The sequence below is a fragment of the Pseudoduganella sp. UC29_71 genome, from assembly GCF_042693265.1.
Taxonomy (GTDB): Bacteria; Pseudomonadota; Gammaproteobacteria; order Burkholderiales; family Burkholderiaceae_D; genus Rugamonas.
Genome location: NZ_CP170549.1, coordinates 743615 through 764365, shown reverse-complemented (window position 1 = coordinate 764365; position 20751 = coordinate 743615). Strand labels below are relative to the sequence as shown.

Annotated in this window: 17 protein-coding genes, 1 other RNA gene and 1 pseudogene; 10 read left to right on the top strand and 9 right to left on the bottom strand. The window is 60.1% G+C overall.

The window, feature by feature from the left end; genetic code table 11:
- Positions 1-6: 6 nt before the first annotated feature.
- The 6 genes from aroA to gyrA form a co-directional block, all read right to left on the bottom strand.
- Positions 7-1362, bottom strand: a complete 1356-nt coding sequence (aroA, locus tag ACFJI2_RS03420) for a 3-phosphoshikimate 1-carboxyvinyltransferase (protein WP_377703745.1) — start codon at positions 1360-1362, stop codon at positions 7-9.
- Positions 1363-1376: 14 nt separating this feature from the next.
- Positions 1377-2300 (bottom strand): prephenate dehydrogenase/arogenate dehydrogenase family protein, encoded by a 924-nt coding sequence (locus tag ACFJI2_RS03415; RefSeq protein ID WP_028833812.1) that lies wholly within the window; start codon positions 2298-2300, stop codon positions 1377-1379.
- On the bottom strand, positions 2293-3420 hold the full coding sequence (gene hisC, locus ACFJI2_RS03410; protein WP_132139311.1) for a histidinol-phosphate transaminase: 1128 nt from the start codon (positions 3418-3420) through the stop codon (positions 2293-2295). Before hisC ends, ACFJI2_RS03415 begins: the two co-directional genes overlap by 8 nt.
- Before the next feature lie 13 nt (positions 3421-3433).
- A complete protein-coding gene (gene pheA / locus ACFJI2_RS03405) occupies positions 3434-4507 on the bottom strand; it encodes a prephenate dehydratase (protein WP_028833810.1) in 1074 nt (357 codons plus the stop codon).
- A gap of 24 nt (positions 4508-4531) precedes the next feature.
- Positions 4532-5614: a 3-phosphoserine/phosphohydroxythreonine transaminase gene (serC, locus tag ACFJI2_RS03400; protein ID WP_377703744.1), complete on the bottom strand. Its 1083-nt coding sequence runs from the start codon at positions 5612-5614 to the stop codon at positions 4532-4534.
- A 146-nt stretch (positions 5615-5760) separates the two neighbouring features.
- Positions 5761-8415, bottom strand: a complete 2655-nt coding sequence (gene gyrA / locus ACFJI2_RS03395) for a DNA gyrase subunit A (protein ID WP_107877050.1) — start codon at positions 8413-8415, stop codon at positions 5761-5763.
- Positions 8416-8819: 404 nt separating this feature from the next.
- Between gyrA and ompA the strand changes: the two genes are divergently transcribed.
- The 7 genes from ompA to ACFJI2_RS03360 all read left to right on the top strand — a co-directional run bounded on the left by ompA (position 8820) and on the right by ACFJI2_RS03360 (position 15008).
- A complete protein-coding gene (ompA, locus tag ACFJI2_RS03390; protein WP_107877052.1) occupies positions 8820-9536 on the top strand; it encodes an outer membrane protein OmpA in 717 nt (238 codons plus the stop codon).
- Between the two features lie 125 nt (positions 9537-9661).
- The gene (gene ubiG / locus ACFJI2_RS03385; protein ID WP_028833898.1) at positions 9662-10357 is read left to right on the top strand and encodes a bifunctional 2-polyprenyl-6-hydroxyphenol methylase/3-demethylubiquinol 3-O-methyltransferase UbiG; all 696 of its coding nucleotides are present in this window, start codon (positions 9662-9664) and stop codon (positions 10355-10357) included.
- Positions 10358-10413: 56 nt separating this feature from the next.
- Positions 10414-11121, top strand: coding sequence for an HAD-IA family hydrolase (locus tag ACFJI2_RS03380; RefSeq protein ID WP_028833899.1), 708 nt, complete (start codon positions 10414-10416; stop codon positions 11119-11121).
- A gap of 84 nt (positions 11122-11205) precedes the next feature.
- Positions 11206-12162, top strand: coding sequence for a hypothetical protein (locus ACFJI2_RS03375; RefSeq protein ID WP_377703743.1), 957 nt, complete (start codon positions 11206-11208; stop codon positions 12160-12162).
- A 177-nt stretch (positions 12163-12339) separates the two neighbouring features.
- Positions 12340-12699: a transfer-messenger RNA gene (gene ssrA / locus ACFJI2_RS03370) on the top strand.
- Positions 12700-12795: 96 nt separating this feature from the next.
- Entirely contained in the window at positions 12796-14271 is a 1476-nt protein-coding gene (locus ACFJI2_RS03365) for a DUF6538 domain-containing protein (RefSeq protein ID WP_377703742.1), read from the top strand.
- Between the two features lie 86 nt (positions 14272-14357).
- Positions 14358-15008 (top strand): DUF6988 family protein, encoded by a 651-nt coding sequence (locus tag ACFJI2_RS03360; RefSeq protein ID WP_377703740.1) that lies wholly within the window; start codon positions 14358-14360, stop codon positions 15006-15008.
- A gap of 27 nt (positions 15009-15035) precedes the next feature.
- Here ACFJI2_RS03360 and ACFJI2_RS03355 read toward each other — a convergent pair whose 3' ends face one another.
- Together ACFJI2_RS03355 and ACFJI2_RS03350 are read right to left on the bottom strand one after the other, a co-directional pair.
- Positions 15036-16034: a hypothetical protein gene (locus ACFJI2_RS03355; protein ID WP_377703739.1), complete on the bottom strand. Its 999-nt coding sequence runs from the start codon at positions 16032-16034 to the stop codon at positions 15036-15038.
- 157 nt (positions 16035-16191) lie between these two features.
- Complete coding sequence (locus ACFJI2_RS03350) at positions 16192-16851, bottom strand: recombinase family protein (protein WP_377703738.1); 660 nt, start codon at positions 16849-16851, stop codon at positions 16192-16194.
- Between the two features lie 106 nt (positions 16852-16957).
- Between ACFJI2_RS03350 and ACFJI2_RS03345 the strand changes: the two genes are divergently transcribed.
- The 3 genes from ACFJI2_RS03345 (at position 16958) to ACFJI2_RS03335 (ending at position 19831) form a co-directional block, all read left to right on the top strand.
- Entirely contained in the window at positions 16958-17329 is a 372-nt protein-coding gene (locus ACFJI2_RS03345) for a hypothetical protein (protein WP_377703737.1), read from the top strand.
- Positions 17330-17697: 368 nt separating this feature from the next.
- The gene (locus ACFJI2_RS03340; protein WP_377703736.1) at positions 17698-18282 is read left to right on the top strand and encodes a hypothetical protein; all 585 of its coding nucleotides are present in this window, start codon (positions 17698-17700) and stop codon (positions 18280-18282) included.
- Positions 18283-18487: 205 nt separating this feature from the next.
- A complete protein-coding gene (locus ACFJI2_RS03335) occupies positions 18488-19831 on the top strand; it encodes a Fic family protein (RefSeq protein ID WP_377703735.1) in 1344 nt (447 codons plus the stop codon).
- A gap of 424 nt (positions 19832-20255) precedes the next feature.
- Here ACFJI2_RS03335 and ACFJI2_RS03330 read toward each other — a convergent pair.
- A pseudogene (locus ACFJI2_RS03330) lies at positions 20256-20681 on the bottom strand (transposase); the annotation flags it as partial.
- Between the last annotated feature and the right edge of the window lie 70 nt (positions 20682-20751).

Genomic DNA, 20751 nt, shown 5'->3' with positions numbered 1-20751 from the left:
AATGTCTTATTTGTCCGCTATCGCCGCAAACGCGGCGAAATAGTCAGGGAAAGTCTTGGCCACGCACTTGGGATCGTTGATCCGCACATTATTGCCTTTGCGCAACGCGCCGTCCAGCGAGGCCAGCGAGAAGCACATCGCCATGCGGTGGTCGTCATAGGTGTCGATGGCGGCGCTGCCGATGACGGCCGGCGGCGTCACCTTCAGGTAGTCGGCGCCCTCCTCCACGTCGGCGCCCAGCTTGCGCAGCTCGGTGGCCATGGCGGCAATGCGGTCGGTTTCCTTCACGCGCCAGCTGGCGATGTTGCGCAAGGTGGTGGTGCCCTCGGCGTACAGCGCGGCCACGGCGATGGTCATGGCGGCGTCCGGGATGTGGTTGAAGTCCATGTCCACGGCCTTCAGCGGGCCGTTGCCCTTGGCTTCGATCCAGTTGTCGCCCATGGTGATCTGCACGCCCATCCGTTCCAGCGCCTCGGCAAAGCGCACGTCGCCCTGGATCGAGTCGCGGCCCACGCCTTCCACGCGCACCGGACCGCCGCCGATGGCGCCGGCGGCCAGGAAGTAGGACGCCGACGAGGCGTCGCCTTCCACGTGGATCAGGCCCGGGCTGCGGTAGCGCTGGCCGGCCTGCACGGTGAACGCGGCCCAGCCGTCCTGCTCCACCGTGACGCCGAAGCGGCGCATCAAGTTCAGCGTGATCTGGATGTAGGGCTTGGAAATCAGTTCGCCGACGACATCGATGGTGACGGCGTGGCCTTGCGCCATCAGCGGCGCCACCATCAGCAGCGCGGTGAGGAACTGGCTGGACACGTCGCCGCGCACCGACAGGCGCTGCGCCGTCAGCTTGCCCTTGCGGATGTGCAGCGGCGGATAGCCGGGGTTGCCGGTGTATTCAATCTGCGCGCCGATGGCGTTCAGCGCGTCCACCAGGTCGCCGATCGGGCGCTCGTGCATGCGCGGCACGCCGTGCAGCGTGTAGTCGCCGCCGATCACGGCCAGCGCGGCCGTCAGCGGGCGGATGGCGGTGCCGGCGTTGCCCATGAAGAGGTCGGCCGACGGCGCCAGCTGCACGCCGGTGTCGCCGCCCTGGCCGCCCGCGCCCTGCACGGTGTGCATGGGGTAGCCGTCCATGGTGGGCTGTTCGCTCCATTGCACGCCCAGCGAACGCAGCGCGTTGAGCATCACGTGCGTGTCGTCCGAGGCCAGCAGGCCGCCGATGCGGGTTTCGCCCTCGGCCAGCGCGGCCAGCAGCAGGATGCGGTTGGAGATCGATTTCGAGCCCGGCAGCCGCACCACGCCTTCAACGTGGGCGACCGGCGTCAGGTCGAGGTGCTCGGGGTATTGGGATTGATGCTGCGTCATGCCTGTCCTTTTGCTTATTCAGCTTTGTCTTGTGCGGGCGGCGCTTCGGCCGCCTCTATCGTCGCGATCCAGCGCTCGCGCGCGTGGCGGGCGTTGCCGTACACCGCCTCCAGGGCGGCGCCGTCGCCGGCGGCAAGCTGCGCGCGCAGCGTGGTCAATTGTGCCAGATAGGCGTCCAGTTCCGTCAGCAGCGCGGCGCGGTTGGCCAGGCTGATGTCGCGCCACATTTCGGGCGACGAGCCGGCAATGCGCGTGAAATCGCGGAAGCCGCTGGCGGCGTACTGGAACAGCAGATCGGCGTGCGGCTTGTGGGCGATGTCGTCCACCAGTGCGTAAGCCAGCAAATGGGGCAAATGGCTGACGGCGGCGAACACCTTGTCGTGTTCTTCCGGCGAGAGGCGATGGATCACAGCGCCGCAGGCACGCCAGGCGGCGGCCACCAGCTCCACGTCCGCTTCGGCGTTTTCGGCCAGCGGCGTGAGCACTACTTTCTTGCCCTGATACAGATTCGGAATGGCCGCGTCCGGGCCATTGGTTTCGCGGCCGGCGATGGGGTGGCCGGGCACGAAGCGGCCCAGCTTGTCGCCCAGCACGGCGCGCGCGGCGGCGGCCACGTCGCCCTTGGTGCTGCCGGCGTCGGTGACCACGGTGCGCGGGCCGAGGTGCGGCAGCAGGGCCGCCAGGATGGCGGCGGTCTGCGCCACCGGCGCGGCCAGCAGCACCAGGTCAGCGTCCTGCATGGCGGCGGCGAGGCCGGCCTCCGAGCCATCGCCGATCGCGTCGATGATGCCCAGCTCCAGCGCGCGCTGCAGCGACGCCGGCGAACGGTCCATGCCGACGATGCTGCGCGCGGCGCCGGCCTGTTTCAGCGCCCGCGCAAACGAGCCGCCGATCAGGCCGACGCCGAAGATGACGATCTTGTTTGCTACATTATTCACGGTCCGATGCCAGCGCTTTCTGCAAAGCCGAGATCAGGATGGCGTTTTCCTGCGGCAGGCCGATGGAGATGCGCAGCCACTCGGGCAGGCCGTAGTTGCCCACCGGGCGCACGATCACGCCCTGCTTGAGCAGCGCCAGGTTGACGCGCGCGCCTGCGGCCAGGTCCTTGCCCACTTTGACCAGCACGAAGTTGCCGTAGGACGGCACATACTCCAGGCCCATCTGCTCGAACGCTTCCACGAACTGCTGGTAGCCGGCGGCGTTGTTGCGCGCGCCCTGCTCCAGGAAGTCCTTGTCGTTGAGCGCGGCGATGGCGGCCGCCTGCGCCAGCGAGTTCACGTTGAACGGCTGGCGGATGCGGTTCATCAGGTCCGTCAGCGCCGGCTGGGCGATGGAGAAGCCCACGCGCAGCCCGGCCAGGCCGTACGCCTTGGAGAAGGTGCGCGACACCAGCAGGTTCGGGTACTGCTTGACCCACGCGGCCGATTCGTACTGGTTTTCCGGCGACAGGTATTCGTTGTAGGCCTCGTCCAGCACCACCACCACGTTGGCCGGCACCTTCTTCAGGAAGGCTTCGATCTCGGCCGCGCCGATGAAAGTGCCGGTCGGGTTGTTCGGGTTGGCAATGAAGACCAGGCGCACATCGTCGCCTGCCGCCTCGATGGCGGCGGCCATGGCGTCCAGGTCGTGGCCGTAGTCCTTGGCCGGCACCACGATGGCGCGCGCGCCCACGCCTTGCGTGGCCAGCGCGTACACGGCGAACGAGTACTGCGCATAGACGATGGACTGGCCCTTTTCCACGAAGGCGTGGGCGGCGATTTCCAGGATGTCGTTGCTGCCGTTGCCGAGGGTGATCCAGTCGGCCGGCACGTCGTAGCGCTCGGACAGCGCGGCCTTCAGTTCGAAGCCGTTGGCGTCCGGGTAGCGGCCCAGCTCGGCGGCGGCGGCAGCCATGGCGGCCTTGGCCGACTCCGGCACGCCGTAGGGGTTTTCATTGGACGCCAGCTTGACGATGGCCGCCTCGTCGAGGCCGAACTCGCGCGCCACTTCAGAGATGGGTTTGCCAGCCTGGTATGGGGCGATGGCGCGGACGTATTCAGGACCGAAGTTCTTGGACATGGTAATTCTCGTGTTAAGTCAGACTGACCGGGTAGGAACCCAGCACCTTGAAGAATGCGGCCTGGTCTTTCAGTTCCGCCAGCGCCTGCGCCACGGCCGGGTCGTTCACATGGCCGTCCACGTCCACATAGAAGTAGTACTCCCAGGTGCCGATGCGGGCCGGGCGGGATTCGAAGCGCGTCATCGACACGCCGTGCTTGGCCAATGGCGCCAGCAGCTGGTACACCGCGCCCGCCTTGTTCGGCACGGCCAGCACCAGCGAAGTGTGGTCCTTGCCGGAGGGCAGCGTCTGCAGGTGGCCGATGACGGCGAAGCGCGTGCGGTTGTGCGGGTCGTCCTGGATGTGGCCCTTGACCACGCCCAGCTTGTACTGCGTGCCCGCCATTTCGCTGGCAATCGCCGCCACGGTGGCGTCGTCGCCGGCCATGCGCGCCGCTTCGGCGTTGGACGCGACCGCGCGGCGCTCGATGTTGGGGTAGTTCTGGTTCAGCCACACCTGGCATTGCGCCAGCGCCTGCGAATGGGCGCAGATCACCTGCACGCCGTCCATATTGCCGGTCTTGGTCATCAGGCTGTGGTGCACGGCGATGGCGACTTCGCCGCTGATCAGCGTGGTGGTGCCCAGCATCAGGTCCAGCGTGCGGTTGATCGCGCCCTCGGACGAGTTCTCCACCGGCACCACGCCGAAATCGGCGGTGCCCGCCTCGGTGGCGCGGAACACTTCGTCGATGGAGGCGCACGGCAAGCCTTCGACGGCGCTGCCGAACTGCTGGTACACGGCCTGTTCGCTGAAGGTGCCGACCGGGCCGAGATAGGCCACCGTGACGCGCTTTTCCAGCGCGCGGCAGGCGGACATGATTTCGCGGAAGATGGTCTGCACGTCGGTGGCGACCATGGGGCCGGGATTGCGGTCGGCCACGCCGCGCAGCACCTGCGCTTCGCGTTCGGGGCGGAACACCGGCGCATTGGTCTCGGCCTTGACGTGGCCGACTTCCTGCGCCACTTTGGCGCGCTGGTTCAATAAGGCGAGGATCTGCGCGTCGATCGCGTCGATCTGCTCGCGCAGGGGTTTGAGTTTATCGTTCATGAAGGTTGCCTTAGCGGCCGGCACTCAACGGCCGGCGAATTCGTTCAAGTAATCGACGAGGGCTTGCACGCCCTCGATAGGCATGGCGTTGTAAATGGATGCACGCATGCCGCCGACGGACTTGTGGCCCTTCAGCTGCAACAGGCCGCGCGCTTTGGCGCCGGCCAGGAATGCTTCGTTCTTGCTTTCGTCGCGCAGGTAGAACGGTACGTTCATGCGCGAGCGGTATGGCGGCAGGACGCGATTCTGGTAGAAGTCGTCCGCATCGAGCGCGGCGTACAGCAGCGCTGCTTTTTCTTTGTTGCGGCGTTCCATCTCGGCCACGCCGCCCTGGCGCTTGAGCCACTGGAACACCAGGCCGGCGATGTAGATGCCGTAGGTGGGCGGCGTGTTGTACATCGATTCGTTGTCGGCCACGTTCTTGAAGTCGAACGCGGACGGGCAGAACGGCAGGGCTTTGCCCAGCAGGTCTTCGCGCACGATGACCACGGTGACGCCGGCCGGGCCGATGTTCTTCTGCGCGCCGCCGAAAATCACGCCGTACTTCGACACGTCCACGGGACGCGACAGGATGTGCGAGGACATGTCGGCCACCAGGGTGGTGCCGCCCTGCGCGGTGGGCACGAAGTCGATCTCGACGCCGTCGATGGTCTCGTTGGTGCACAGGTGCAGATAGGCCGCGCCTGGCGTGAGCTTCCATTCGGATTGCGGCGGCACGAAGGTGTAGCCGTTGTCCTTGGCGCTGGCGGCCACGTTCACCCTGGCGTAGCGCGCCGCTTCCTTGATGGACTTGCCGGACCAGGAGCCGGTCTGCACGAAGTCGATCGTGCTGTCGGCGCCGCCCACCAGGTTCATGGGGATGACGGCGTTCTGCGACAAGCCGCCGCCCTGCATGAACAGGATTTTGTAGTTGTCCGGCACGGCCAGCAGCTCGCGCAGGTCGCGCTCGGCGGCGCGGTAGATCGAAATGAACTCCGGGCCGCGGTGGCTCATTTCCATGACGGACATCCCACTGCCGTTCCAGTCAAGCATTTCAGCCGCTGCCTGGGCCAGCACTTCTTTCGGCAGCACGGCGGGACCGGCCGAGAAATTGTAGATGTTCGTCACAACTTGTTCCTTTTAAATGAAAAACGGGGCCGTGTCATTGTCGCATTATTCTGCGAACACGACACCGGCCCCGCCAGCAAATCAATTGCGCCGCCGGCATGGCGGGTGACGGCGTACCGCCTAACCCGCCCTACGGCTGCTGCAACTTACTCCGGTGCCGCCTCCGGCTCGTCCGGGGCCGCAGCGGCGGCCGCGCCGCCGGATGGCTCCAGCTCCACCTCGTCGATGTCGGTTTCCACGATGCGCTGCAGGCCGGACAGCTTGGTGCCGTCTTCCACCGCGATCAGGGTCACGCCTTGCGTGGCGCGGCCCATCTCGCGGATCTCGGCCACGCGGGTGCGGATCAGCACGCCGCCCGTGGTGATCAGCATGATCTCGTCGGTCGGCTCCACCAGCGTGGCCGCCACCACCTTGCCGTTACGCTCGGAGGTCTGGATGGCGATCATGCCCTTGGTGCCGCGGCCGTGACGGGTGTACTCGGTGATCGGGGTACGCTTGCCGAAGCCGTTCTCGGTGGCCGTGAGCACGGACTGCTGCTCGTTCTCGGCCACCAGCAGCGCGATCACGTTCTGGCCCTCTTCCAGGTTCATGCCGCGCACGCCGCGCGCGGTACGGCCCATCGGACGCACGTCGTTCTCGTCGAAGCGCACCGCCTTGCCGGCGTCGGAGAACAGCATCACGTCGTGCTGGCCGTCGGTCAGCGCGGCGCCGATCAGGAAGTCGCCCTCGTCCAGGTCCACGGCGATGATGCCGGCCTTGCGCGGGTTGCTGAAGTCCTTCAGCGGGGTCTTCTTCACGGTGCCCAGGCTGGTGGACATGAACACGTAGTGGTCTTCCGGGAAGGTGCGGTTTTCGCCCGACAGCGGCAGCACCACGGTGATCTTCTCGTCGTCCTGCAGCGGGAACATGTTCACGATAGGCTTGCCGCGCGAGTTGCGCGAGCCTTGCGGCACTTCCCACACCTTCAGCCAGTACATGCGGCCGCGGTTGGAGAAGCACAGGATGTAGTCGTGCGTGTTGGCGATGAACAGCTGGTCGATCCAGTCCTCGTCTTTGGTGGCCATGGCCTGCTTGCCGCGTCCGCCGCGCTTCTGCGCGCGGTATTCGGAAATCGGCTGCGACTTCATGTAGCCCAGGTGCGACAGCGTCACCACCATGTCCTGCGGCGTGATCAGGTCCTCGGTGCCCAGGTCGGTGGCGTTGTGCTCGATGGTGGAGCGGCGCTCGTCCTTGCTGCCGTATTCCAGCTGCGCGGCGGTCATTTCGTCGGTGATGATGGTGGTCACGCGGGCCGGCTTGGACAGGATGTCCAGCAGGTCGGCGATCAGGGCCATCACGTCCTTGTACTCATTGACGATCTTGTCCTGTTCCAGGCCGGTCAGGCGCTGCAGGCGCATCTGCAGAATCTCTTGCGCCTGGTCGTCGGACAGCTTGTACATGCCGTCCGGCTGCAGGCCGTAGTGCTTCGGCAGGTGCTCGGGGCGGAAGGCGTCGATGCCGGCCTGGCCTTCGTCGCCGGTACGGGCCAGCATTTCGCGCACGATGGACGAATCCCAGCCGCGCTCCATCAGGGCGGTCTTGGCCACCGGCGGCGTCGGCGCGGCCTTGATGATGGCGATGAAATCGTCGATGTTGGCCAGCGCCACGGCCAGGCCTTCCAGCACGTGGCCGCGTTCGCGCGCCTTGCGCAGTTCGAACACGGTGCGGCGCGTGACCACTTCGCGGCGGTGCGACAGGAAGCACTGCAGCATCTCTTTCAGGTTCAGCAGCTTGGGCTGGCCATCGACCAGCGCCACCATGTTCATGCCGAAGGTGTCTTGCAGCTGGGTTTGCTTGTACAGGTTGTTCAGCACCACTTCCGGCACTTCGCCGCGCTTCAGCTCGATCACCACGCGCATGCCCGACTTGTCGGACTCGTCGCGGATGTCGGAAATGCCTTCCAGTTTCTTGTCGCGCACGTTTTCGGCGATGCGCTCCAGCAGCGATTTCTTGTTGACCTGGTAGGGCAGCTCGTCAACGATGATGGCGGTGCGGCCGCCGTCCTTGCCGTACTCCTCGTAGTGGGTCTTGGCGCGCATGACCACGCGGCCGCGGCCGGTGCGGTAGCCGTCGCGCACGCCGGACACGCCGTAGATAATGCCGGCGGTCGGGAAGTCCGGCGCCGGGATCAGTTCGATCAGCTCGTCGATCGAGCAATCCGGGTTGCGCAGCACGTGCAGCGCGCCGTTGATCACCTCGGTCAGGTTGTGCGGCGGGATGTTGGTGGCCATGCCCACCGCGATGCCGGACGAACCGTTGATCAGCAGGTTGGGGATGCGGGTCGGCAGGACGGTCGGCTCTTTTTCCTTGCCGTCGTAGTTCGGTGCGAAATCAACCGTGTCCTTGTCGATGTCGGCCAGCATTTCGCCGGCGATCTTGTCCAGGCGGCACTCGGTGTAACGCATGGCCGCGGCGTTGTCGCCGTCGACCGAACCGAAGTTGCCCTGGCCGTCGACCAGCATGTAGCGCAGCGAGAAGTCCTGCGCCATGCGCACCAGCGTGTCGTAGATCGAGGCGTCGCCGTGCGGGTGGTATTTACCCATGACTTCGCCGACCACGCGCGCGCATTTGACGTAAGGGCGGTTCCAGACATTGTTCAGTTCGTGCATCCCGAACAGGACGCGGCGGTGTACCGGCTTCAGGCCGTCGCGCGCATCCGGCAAGGCACGACCCACGATCACGCTCATGGCGTAATCGAGGTAGCTCTTGCGCATCTCTTCTTCGAGGGAAATTGGGATTGTTTCTTTTGCGAATTGATCCATGGGTGGGTTCGTCTGTTCTTTACTGAGGTTGACTTATCTGTTACGCACGCTAACCGTGATTACCCGCTGTCCGCAGACAAGCGTACGATTTTAGCATGCGCGCCATGGCTGCTGCGCAATTCCGGCGCCAGCCCCTGTCATCGCCCTGTCATCGGGCTGAAATAATGAAACGTTATTATTTCGGCCGACGTTGCGCAAAAACAACATTTTGGTCAATTGCGACCCGGATTCAGTTTGCGATGTTGGTATTCCATTTCCATGCCTATGGCAAAATGGACGAGAAGTTAATTGCTTGTTTCGCAATCGGGAACCGGCGCGACATAGGGGCATATGGTAGGATGCGCCCCACGTACCACCGTCGCGCAGTCTTTACTGCGGATATCACCCCGAAAGGAAGAAAAAATATGAATAAATATGTTGCATCGATTTTTGCTGCGTCGGCAGTGATCGCTGGTTCCGCCACGGCCCAGCAGCCTACCTCCCCACCTTTCGCCCCGGTGACCCAGGACATCAAAGCTCCTACGCCGAAGAGCGCCTACGTGCAGGATGCACGCGGCGTGATCGCCCGCGATCCGTTCGGCCTGTGCTGGCGCACCGGCTACTGGACCCCGGCTGACGCCGTGCCAGGTTGCGATCTGCCGATCTGCGTTGAGCCAGAGAAGCTGGAAAACGGCAAGTGCGTAGCACCGCCGCCGCCACCAGCGCCGGCACCGGCTCCAGCACCGGCCCCAGCGCCTGCGCCGGCACCGGCTCCAGCACCAACCTCGGAAAAAGTCAGCTTCGCCGCCGACGCCTTCTTCGACTTCGACAAAGCCGTGCTGAAGCCTGAAGGCAAAGCCAAGCTGGACGACCTGAGCTCGAAACTGGGCGCCATCAACCTGGAAGTCATCATCGCCGTGGGTCACACCGACTCCGTGGGTACCGATGAATACAACCAGAAGCTGTCGGTCCGCCGTTCGGAAGCTGTCAAAGCCTACCTGGTCTCCAAAGGCGTGGAAGCGAACCGCGTGTACACCGAAGGCAAGGGCGAGAAGCAGCCAGTCGACGACAACAAGACCGCCGCCGGCCGCGCTAAAAACCGCCGCGTGGAAATCGAAGTTGTGGGCACCCGCGGCAAGTAATTCTTAGCCAGCCAGCCTGCTCCAAGCCGCCCGGCGCACCCGGGCGGTTTTTTTTGGCCCACTTTTTGCCCCACTTTGTTACGCGCACGCTTTGGCGCGCGGCAAAATCCCGCTATCATGCGGATATGAATGCCGACCCTTTAGAAATCCAAAAATTTAGCGAACTGGCCCACCGCTGGTGGGACCCCACGTCCGAATTCCGTCCCCTGCACGAAATCAACCCGCTGCGCCTGGAGTGGATCAACGCGCGCGCCCCGCTGGCGGGCAAGAACGTGATCGACATCGGCTGCGGCGGCGGCATCCTGGCCGAATCGATGGCGCGCAAAGGCGCCAAGGTGACCGGCATCGACCTGTCCGAAAAGGCGCTCAAGGTGGCCGACCTGCACAGCCTGGAGTCCGGCGTGCAGGTGCGGTACAAGCTGATCGCCGCCGAGGACATGGCCGCGCAGGAAGCCGGCCAGTACGACGTGGTGACCTGCATGGAAATGCTGGAGCACGTGCCCGATCCGGGCGCCATCGTGCGCGCCGCCGCCACCCTGGTGAAGCCGGGCGGCCACGTGTTCTTCTCCACGCTGAACCGCAACCCCAAGTCCTACCTGTTTGCCGTGATCGGCGCCGAGTACGTGCTGCGCATGCTGCCGCGCGGCACGCACGACTACGCCAAGTTCATCACGCCGGCCGAACTGTCGCAATACGTGCGCAGCGCCGGCCTGCAGGTGGACGGCCTGAAAGGCCTGGGCTACAACCCCCTCAGCAAGATCTATTCGCTGAACGAGGACACCAGCGTCAACTACATGGTGGCCACCAGCCGCCCCGCCTGACAACCCAACTTCCCGCCACGGCGGCTGCGGCCGCCCACCTTACCGCCCTCCCCTTCATGAGCCATCCTGCCCCCACGTCCGCCCCGCGCGCCATCCTGTTCGACCTGGACGGCACCCTGGCCGATACCGCGCCCGACCTGGCCGCCGCCGTCAACCTGCTGCGCAGCGCGCGCGGCCTGGACGCCACGCCATACGAACTGCTGCGCCCGACCGCCTCGGCCGGCGCGCGCGGCATGATAGGCGCGTCCTTCGGCCTGACGCCGCAGGACGCCGGCTTTGACGAGCTGAAGAACGGCTTCTTCGACAACTACGAAGCCGCCATCGCCGTGCACAGCACGCTGTTCGACGGCGTGCCCGAACTGCTGGCCGGGCTGGCAGCGGCCGGCCTGGCCTGGGGCATCGTCACCAACAAACCGTCCCGCTTCACCGACCCGCTGCTGCCGCAGATCGGCCTGGCGCACGCCGGCTGCGTCGTGTCCGGCGACACCACGCCGCACGCCAAGCCGCACCCGGCGCCGCTGCTGGAAGCGGCGCGCCGCCTCGGCCTGCCGCCCGAAGCGTGCTGGTATGTGGGCGACGACCTGCGCGACATCCAGGCCGGCCAGGCCGCCGGCATGGCCACCGTGGCCTGCGCCTGGGGCTATTGCGGCGCCACCGAGCCGGCCGGCTGGAATGCCGACCATTTGTTGCCGACTCCCCAATCTTTGTTGCAGCTGGTGCAAACGGTGTTGGCCGCACGCGCCGCAAACGCGCTGGCAGCCTGAGAGATTGTCACGCGGCCATTGCCGCACGGAAATTCTGCGCGTAAGATAAACGGGTAACCAACACATGAAAGCCGGAGTACGCACATGACTAGCGATGAACTAATCGCCGACGCCGCTGCGCGCAGCCACACGCCGCAGAGCTGGGATGTGACGGTGTCCGAATCCAAGTTTTACTGGTATGACCTGCTGACCGACTTTCCGCCCATTCCGGACTTCCGCGACCCGCTGGGCCGCTACCTGCGCCGCATGCAGTTCGCGGTGGAGGCGACCATGGAAAAGCGGCTGATGTACATGCTGGTGAGCCGCCCCAAGCTGCGCTTCGACACGTCGAAATCGACCAGCTGGGGCTTTTTCGGCCTGAAGCTGAGCATCCCCATCCTGGTGGGCGCCGACCAGAAGCGCGACGCCATCACCATCGAGCTCAACACGCCGGAGGACGCCACCCTAAAGAAGCCGACGGTGCAGGTGTTCGAGCGTTTCATCACGCTCAACTGGGGCTCGCTGATCGAGACCTACTCCATCCACGACCTGCTGCAAAACTTCAACACCAAGCATGACTACCCGTCCAAAGTGCAGTACGTTGGCCAGACGCGCGACCCGGCCGGGCGCCTGATCAAGGGCCGCATCAGCGGCGTGAACCGCGCCTGCGACAACAGCGGCCCGGACAACGACAACTTCCTGCTGATCCAGCGCATGGACTTCAGCACCGGCGCGCCCATCGTCGCCGACGAAGGGTCCGACGAGCTGCACGACCTGCTGCTCAAGGACCAGATGGACCTGCTCGAGTGCATCCTGATCAAGTACTTCGAGAAGGACGACGAGAAGATGCGCAGCCCGCGCGAAGTGCAGGCCCGCCAGGCGCGCGTGGCCAATCTGTACCAGGCGCACATGCTGCAGCGCCTGCAGGTCGACCTCGGCCTGGAAGCGCCGGACGCGTTCCAGAACCTGTATTCCGACCGCGCCAAGGAAGCCAGCCGGCACCTGTTCGAAGTCACGTTCAAGGGCAGCGAGCCGGTATTCCGGCTGCCAGGCAAAGTCTGACCCGGTGCGACGCGCTCCCTGCGCGCCGCGCGCCGCTTCAGCAGCACAGGCGCAAATCGTAGTGCCAGATCATCCAGATCAGAAACACCACCTGCACCGCCTCACCCAGCTTCGTCTCGCAGCGATCGCGAAGCCGAATGCACGGGGACCGGGAATCGGGTACAATGACAAGTCTGTGGGGACGACCTGGCTTCGACGTGGGTTGCAAAGCAGAACAGGGCATACCGAGGCCTGGTTACCTCGTAAATACACCCAGAAATCAATAACTGCAAACGATAACTCGTACGCACTGGCAGCTTAATTGCTGTTAGCTCCTCAACGCTTCTTCCCTGGGGCGGGCCGTTAAAAGCTGAGGAGTCATTTACAGGGAATCGCGCTATAACGGGTCACTTGAAGTAGCGCTAAATCTAAGGTGAATCGCTGGTATGTAACGTGCACATCCGTGCCGTACCGGTTAAATTAAATGATAGTGCTAAGTATGTAGAACTGTCTGTAGAGTGCTTGCGGACGCGGGTTCGATTCCCGCCGTCTCCACCACAAATTCGATAAGCCGTTGATTCGTCAACGGCTTTTCTTTTTTGCCTGTCCGGTTTGGCTCAGAACCCCAAGTCAGCACCCCAAATCGGACCAGAAATGGCAATCAAACTACCGTCCCACCTCCACCGTAGCCGGTCAGGCGTTTTGCATTTCCGTATTGCAATCCCGCCTGACCTCCGCCATCATTTCGCCTCTCGCGAAATTTACCGTAGCCTTCGAACCCCGAACGTCCGTGATGCGGGCTATGCCGCTCAAGCCTTGGCTGTGGCCTTTAAGCGCGGTTTTGCCAGGCTGCGGCAAGAAACCATGCCTAACAAAAATAATGACGCCCTAGCCGACATCGACTTCGGCCTGACCCTGGAAATCAACTTCGATGAATTTTTGCGCCCACAGAGTGCCAAGTTGCAGACTGATGCGAATGATTCGCCGGAAGCCATTCGGGCCGCCGTAGAGGCTCTGGCGGCCGCTGGCACTGGTCGGCAGGCAATTCCATCCAGAGCGTCGATACCGGCTTCCCCGTTGTTCTCTGAGACGGTTGCCGATTATTCCCGAATGAAGCGAGCACAGGGCAAGTGGACGGAAAAGACGCAGGACGATTATGAGGCGGTCTACAGATTATTCATGCGCATCGTTGGCGACAAGCCCATTGCAGAAATTGACGACACGGTAATCGTCCACTATCTGGAGACGCTGCAAAAGCTACCTGCGAACATGAACAAGTCGCCCATGTATGTCGGCAAGACCATAGAGGAGATAGTGGCGCTTGCGGCCCCGCCGATGGCTGCGCGATCCGTGAACAAAAACGTCGAGCGGGTCAGCAGTATTTTCAAATGGGCACTCAGTAAGACTAAATATGGAATCACACGTAACCCCGCTGCTGGCATGAGTGTTAGCGAAAGCTCTGCTCCAAAGCGGCAGCCATTCTCAGTCGCGGAGTTGGTGACGTTGTTCAGTGGCAGCGAATTCAAGGCTCAGCGATTTGAAAACCACTATGCCTACTGGTTGATGCCGTTGGGACTGCTGACTGGTGCCCGATTGGGCGAACTATGCCAGCTTTACCTAAAGGATTTTGTTGAGCACAACGGCGTCCAGTGCATTGAAATCTCGGACGAAGAGGAAGGGCAGCGGGTGAAGAATCAAAACGCTAAACGCCTCGTTCCAATTCATGAAAAGCTGATTGAGCTTGGTTTGCTGCGTTATGTAGCTGCTCTCCGTGGCGCCGGACAGGAACGCCTATTTCCTGAACTGAGCCATCGGAGGGATGGGTTCGCGCATGCTGCGTCCAATTGGTTTCAGCGCTACAAGAAGCGCTGCGGCATTGAGGGAAAGCACACTAAGGTATTTCACAGCTTCCGGCATACCTTCATATCAGCGCTGCTTGACGACGATGTGCCAGAACACGCGGTTGCGCAGATCGTTGGGCATGAGGCTCAACTTATCACGGGGAAGGTCTATTGGAACGCAAGAGACGCGGCAAAACGCAAGCCGACTGTAGAGAAGTATCAACCTCCGGCGGAATTTTGGGCACGGGTCCCGCGATTCGAAACGGTTGCGTTTGGAGACCCTGCTTAATCACGCGCGGCCAAGTGGCGCATCTGTTGATTACGGCCAAGCATTATAGTGCGGGAAGTCCATAACATTCTGATCCGAAGAAAATTATGATTGGTCAAACAGCAGTAATGCCACAGCGCCAGGAATATTCGAAGGTGTTAACCGAGAGAATTCTAAACGCACAGCGGCTTTCTTCTTGGTTGCTCGAAAATCAGCCTCAGGAAACAAAGGCAACTAACCGCAATCGAATTTCTGGGGCATTCTTTAACATTGCTCTGGATCATCACGTGGCAGTTGTCTTCTTGATGGCAAATTATATGGTCAGCCCCGCGTTTGCTTTGGCTCGATCAATATGGGAAGCATACTTACGCGGCTTGTGGGCGAAGGAACTCGCCACTGATAGTGATTTGGGGAAATTCATCGTAGGTCAGGGCGATCCGAAGATGGTGAGCATCATCAAGGCCATAAAAAGTCATCCCGACCTCGACTTGGAAAATACAATTGCAAAGCTGCATGACGAGGCATGGGAGCCTCTGAATTCTTATGGACACGGCGGTTCGCTTCAAGTTCAGCGATGGATAACCGGCGAATCTGTCGAAGCGGCGCATACAGACGATGAAGTGGCAGACCTGCTAAGGTTCATCAATCACGTGGCCTTTAGAGCTTGCGTAGCTTTAGTTGAACTCGCGGAAGCGGATCACTTGGCAGAAGTATTCCTTCGCAAGGGAAATGAGCTTGCTACTACTGATTGGTTCTAGGATGTGGTCTCTGTGTAGAAACTGAAACTAACAATCATATTCATATGGCAGCAATATAAGTTTCTTTCCAACTGAATTGGCAATTATCGCTCCAAATTCATTAAGCTCGTCCGCTTCAATTGCAGAACAAATAGTCAATACCTTTGTCACCTGATCTGCATATTCACACCGGCATTCTACTTGCAGCCAGGAACCTCCGCCGCCTTTTGCAGGTAAAACCCGACCGACCTGGAATTGCTTGATATCCGCAATAGGCACAACGTATAGTTCGTTGGTGAAGAATATTAAAGTGGATCGGTCTGGTGAGCATCCAATCCAGCCATGGAGCTTTTCAAAATCGCTCTCCGCAAGTCGAATGAATTCCAATTCGCGTTGCGGCGTTCTTGCTATGTGAGAATTCCTGCTCGCAAAATGGTGTTCTGCTATGCGGGCGATAGGAGAGAAAGTCTCAATCCTGACTCTTTCCTCTGGGCTGACGGACTGCCTGAAGCCAGTGTCTATGCTTATGTGACAGCCAGTTTTTAGTCGCGGTTCAAGTGCATGTGCCGGATTAGTAGCGGGCCACTTTTGTAATTCTGGAGGCCAAGCGTGAAGTTCAACAGAACCTGACGTGAAATCCCATCTGTGTCCAACGCAATTCGATACGGATGTTGCCATTCCCAGCCCTAGAATTGGCTGAAGCTGTTTCACGACTAATTGCAAATTCTGTCGAGCGTCTTTGCTGCTGTAAGAAATCCCCGAAAACAGGGCTGCGGGCATTTTGGGTGAAAACTCAGGAAAATCCTGCACTGAGATAGGCCAGATTAAGTTGTCTACAAAAGCTTCCCTTGAGACAATCTCGATAACGTTCCAGCTATAAGCCGGGTGTTTTTTTGCTCCAAAGTTCGCTTCAAGCTGAGAACGAGGTAGCTGCCACGGGAAGCCCAGACGATTTAAATATTCATGTAACGGATTTGATCTTGGTGAATTTTCGATGACGTTAGTATGAGTCGTCGTTACTTTGTTATTCTTTTTAAATGGCCACATTTTTCAAATTCATCACTTAGCAATAGACTTTCATTATTTGTCGAAGCGTCCACGGGAACTCTGTCCCATCTTTCAATGAGTGCCAACCAATCCTGATACTACAGCATAATGTTGGCCTGTCTCATGCGACACTGACTGCTGGCGCTGGTTTACCAGATCACGACGCCCATTCCTGAATGCGGCTTACCGTCTTTGCTGTCCACTTCCCGCCACGGATAGTTGGCACTCCCATCTGATTCAAGTGGGCTGCAATCGCATTCAGGCTCATGCCTTCGCGCAGGTTTTCTAGGTGGCCCATCATCTTCTTGGAGAATTCGGTAGAGGCCTGTTCCCGAGCCTCGCGGCCTTTGGCCTGTGCGTCGCTCAGATTCGTCCTGTTGCCCAGCACGACGCCGGAGGCCTTTTTTATCGCTAGTGCCGCCTTGGTGCGCTCAGAGATAAGTCGGCGCTCTTTCTCTGCAAGCGAGGCATACAGGTGCAGGACGAACGGATCAACGTCAGCGCCAAGCTCTGCTACGATGAATGGCACGCGGCGAGCCATTAGGCCAGAGATAAACGCCACGTCGCGGCTCAAGCGATCCAGCTTAGCCACGATGACTGGGCAACCCAGTCGGCGGGCAGCGTCGAGCGCACCGGCCAAGCCCTGGCGATCCTCAACGGCCAGCTTACCGCTGGCGACATCGACGAAACCGTCCACGACCTCAAAACCCTCTGTGGCACAGAACCGCTCAAGCGCCGCCAGTTGGCCGTCCAAACCAAGGCCGCTCTTGCCTTGCTCGGAAGTGCTGACACGCCGGTAGGTGATTGCCTTTTTCATATTGATCCCTGTTTGTGTCATAGGTAAATGACCGTTTACATATGACATAGTCTAGTGGCTATTCTTATATTTTGCAACAGTTGCGAAACTATGTTATGATCCGCGCATGACTACACACACCGTCTCCACTAAGCCTGTCAAGGTCGGTCGCCCCCTCAAAGGTGACGCCCCTATGTCTAGTGCCGAACGGATGCGTCGCACCCGCGAGCGTCGCCAAGCTTCTGGGGGCAAAGAGTTTCAGATGCAAGTTCAGGGCTTGCATCTGCAAGCCGTCGAACTGACAGCGGCTCGCACGCATGTCTCCACTGGTGCAGCATTGCGCATGATCTTGGAGCCTGCGCTAGATCGATACACCGGCCTGATGCTTCGCTGCGTGCGAATGATTGAGAACGGTGCTACCGATGACGAGGTCGCTCAATTCATGAGCACCTATTGGATGCCGGAACTGCCACCTATGCCGGAGATAAACGGGCAGTAATGAACTGAGCTGCTGCGCTTTATCGGCTCCAAACGTTCGGGCGCAGCAGGAAAGCAAGAAGATAGAAGGACTGGCAGATCTTCAACGGCGGGAGTTGGCTCGAAAGAGTCGCCGCAGGCCGTGCCAGTGAGTAGAGTTGACCGGCGCCGGACCCTGATCCAGTCAATTCTGCAACATAAGCTGTGGCTATGATCAGGGGCGAATGGAACCTATACCCAAGGCACCTTGGGGCAGGTGAGGCGACCAACCAACCCGGCGATACGTCGCCGGGTTTGGGGAGTATTGCACCTCACCTACCCCAAGGCATACATTCCAAACAGAATCAAACCCCTTCGGGGTTTTCTTCTTACCTTGAAAGACCCGCCCTCATGTCGAAGACCCACGCAACTCCGGAAGACATTGCCGAAGCCCTGGCATTGCGCGAGGCCGGTTTCACCGCCCTCGCGATCAGCCAGCGCCTCGGCATTAGCATCCGGACGCTACAGCGCCACTTCGCGGCCGCAGGGACGCGCAAGGGGGCAGCTAAGGCAGAAGTTTTGCAGCGGGCCAAAGACGACCTGATGGCACGTATCACCTGCGACCAAGCAATCAAGGAAGAGGCGGCCCGCCTCGTCGCCGACGATCTGGCCCATTCTCTCCACCTGCGGGAAGTCATCCTGGCCGCATCCGAACAGATGAAGGCAACCAATCTGGAAGAAGCGGCTCTCGTGATGCGTGCGGCGGCGGCATACTCGACCACGATCAAGAACACGTCGGACATCATCCGTCATAGCCTTCGCTTGAAAGACTTGGCGGACGACATGGATGAACTGCCGGAACTGGTAGTGACGGAACTCAGTGGGCAAGAAATTGCCATGCTTGGTCGCCAACTCGATGGTGATGTGCCAGTTGTCGATCGCGGCACGGAACTCCCTGAAGAAGAGAATGAAATTGTTAGCGAACAGCCCTCATGACGCATTTTTGGCAGTTTTTTGGCATATCGCGAAGTCCTAGAAAAAAAGCTCTATGGCGGAGGGAGAGCGTTCATTAACAAGAGGTGGAATTTGAAAATCAGTCTTGGCTTCCCAGCTGAAATTTAGCGGGACTTCGAAGTTGCTCCTCTCAATACAAGATACAATGAAGAAAGCTTAAGGATCTATCAACCTAGTGGAGCACTGCATGTTTAATTTGGAGAAAACACCATACCTGCTAAGTTCGGCAGCGCAGGCGCAAGTGAAAAAACGCTTGGACTCAATTGAGGAGCGAGTTTCCCTGCTAAGAAGCCAGGGGACGCTTTCAGAGAAGACTATTCGGGATTATTACGGAGATAAGCGGTTTGAGCAGGTAGCGGAATCTAACGCGATCGAAGGAAGCCCGCTGACGGCAGGCGAGACTGAGCTTGCTGTGATGAAGGGGATTACTATTTCTGGGCATGATCCGGCCTACACGAAGGATGCTGTAGCCCTCGACAAAGCATTAACTCGAATCTCTGAGTTAGCAAGAAATGCGTCGCAACCCACGGATATCTCGCAATTGCATGAGGTGCATGGTTTGTTGCTTGGTGAGCGTCTTGGCGCTGGAATTTTTCGGAGAGAAAGAGTCAAAATTTCCGGTGCCAATCATACGCCTCCAAAGACCTGGGAAGAGGTCATGAAGCAGATGGAAGACTGGCAAGCGTGGTCAAAAGAAAATCATGAACTTCCTGCTCCAATACGTGCGGTAGTTTTGCATGCATGGCTGACCCACGTTCACCCTTATATTGATGGAAATGGTCGGTTGTCGCGAGCTATTGGAAATCTCGAACTAATTCGAGCAGGCTACCCGCCTATAATCATCAAAAAGAAAGAGCGCGAGCGTTACATACAGGCGTTGGCTGAGTCAGATGAGGGAGGTGATATACGGGCGTTTCTTGAGTTGGTTTTTGATCGTATCGAAGGCTCATTGATCGGACTTGAGCTATCAGCTAAGAAGCGGCAAGCATATAATCCGGCGCTTGAACGTATCCATAAACAACAAGAAAAGCAACTGAAAATTTGGGAAACCAGTGTAAAACTACTAGCGTCTATTGTTGAACACGAAGTATCCAAACAGTTGGAGGCGGTGAATGGGACTTGTATCGTAAAACTGTTTGACGCGCCCTTGGACTTTGATGATTACTTAGAAGTTTGCAGCGGCCACTCAGTGCCTCAGAGCTGGGCTTTTACAATTCGGTTAGATGTGCCCGGTGCAAATCGTATTGAAAAACTTGCATACATCGGCCATCGGAGTGCGCGACTGCACCAATACCTTAACCATAGCGGAGGACCTTCGTTATATTGGTCGCGTAAAAACCCTGATGGCCTGCCTAAGTGGATCAGCGATGCGGAGAAGTCTCCTTTTGCCATCGAGTTGACTTCTAAAGTTGGCAATGGGGATGAATGGTTTGCTCGAAAGTCGGATGACAGTGTTGAAAAGTTAAGCACCACGCAACTCGCAGGGCGGATTGCACATGAGCTAATTCAACAGATGGGAACTGACGAATAACACTTTTCCTACGTGTTAGAATTGCTCCATGTTCGCACCCCAAGTGGGGTGCGCCGCCGAGCTAAATCCGCATTGGCAGCGCTGAAGAATCAACAGCTTACGTGTGCCGATGGTGGAGATTGCAGATTCCCGCCGTCTCCACCACCGAACAAAAAAACTGGGCCCCAAACGCAAGTTTGGGGCCCAATTTTTTTGTTCGTCGCGCAGACAGCCGGAAACGGATCCGCGTCCGTCCCCGACGGGCGCGGGGCTTTTGCGGGAATTCGGCGAGCGCTGCTCGCCGCCGCAAAAGCGGGTTGCGCTTGCAAGCGCAACCCTCTCCGATTCGTCCATTCCGAAAATGTAAGCGTCCGCTCAGCGCCGTCTTGAGTGCCTTGGCAATTTGATCGATGATGGCATCACACCGCTGGGAAGCGGCGTAATCTCAGAGGGCTGCTGGCAGGCCGCAGTTCCACGGCAAGAATTCATCAACCCGGTTGACGGGATGATCGGCGATATGCGTCAGCACATGGCGCAACCAAGCTTCGGGGTCGACACCGTTCAGCTTGGCCGTCCCGATCAACGAGTAGATCGCGGCGGCGCGCTCGCCGCCGCTGTCGGCGCCGGCAAACAGGTAGTTGCGGCGGCCTATCGCTACGCCACGCAAGGCGCGCTCGGCCGCCGAGTTGTCGATCTCGATGGCGCCGTCATCGCAATAGCGCAGCAGCGCCGGCCAGAGTTTGAGCGCGTACAGGATCGCCGCCGCAGTGTCGGACTTGCGCGACAGCGTATCGAGCGTGGTGCGCAGCCAGTGTTCCAGGTCATCGAGTAGCGGGCGCGAGCGGGCTTGCCGAACCTGCCTTCGTTCGTCGGTAAGCGTCCGCTCAGCGCCGTCTTGAGTGCCTTGGCAATTTGATCGATGATGGCATCACACCGCTGGG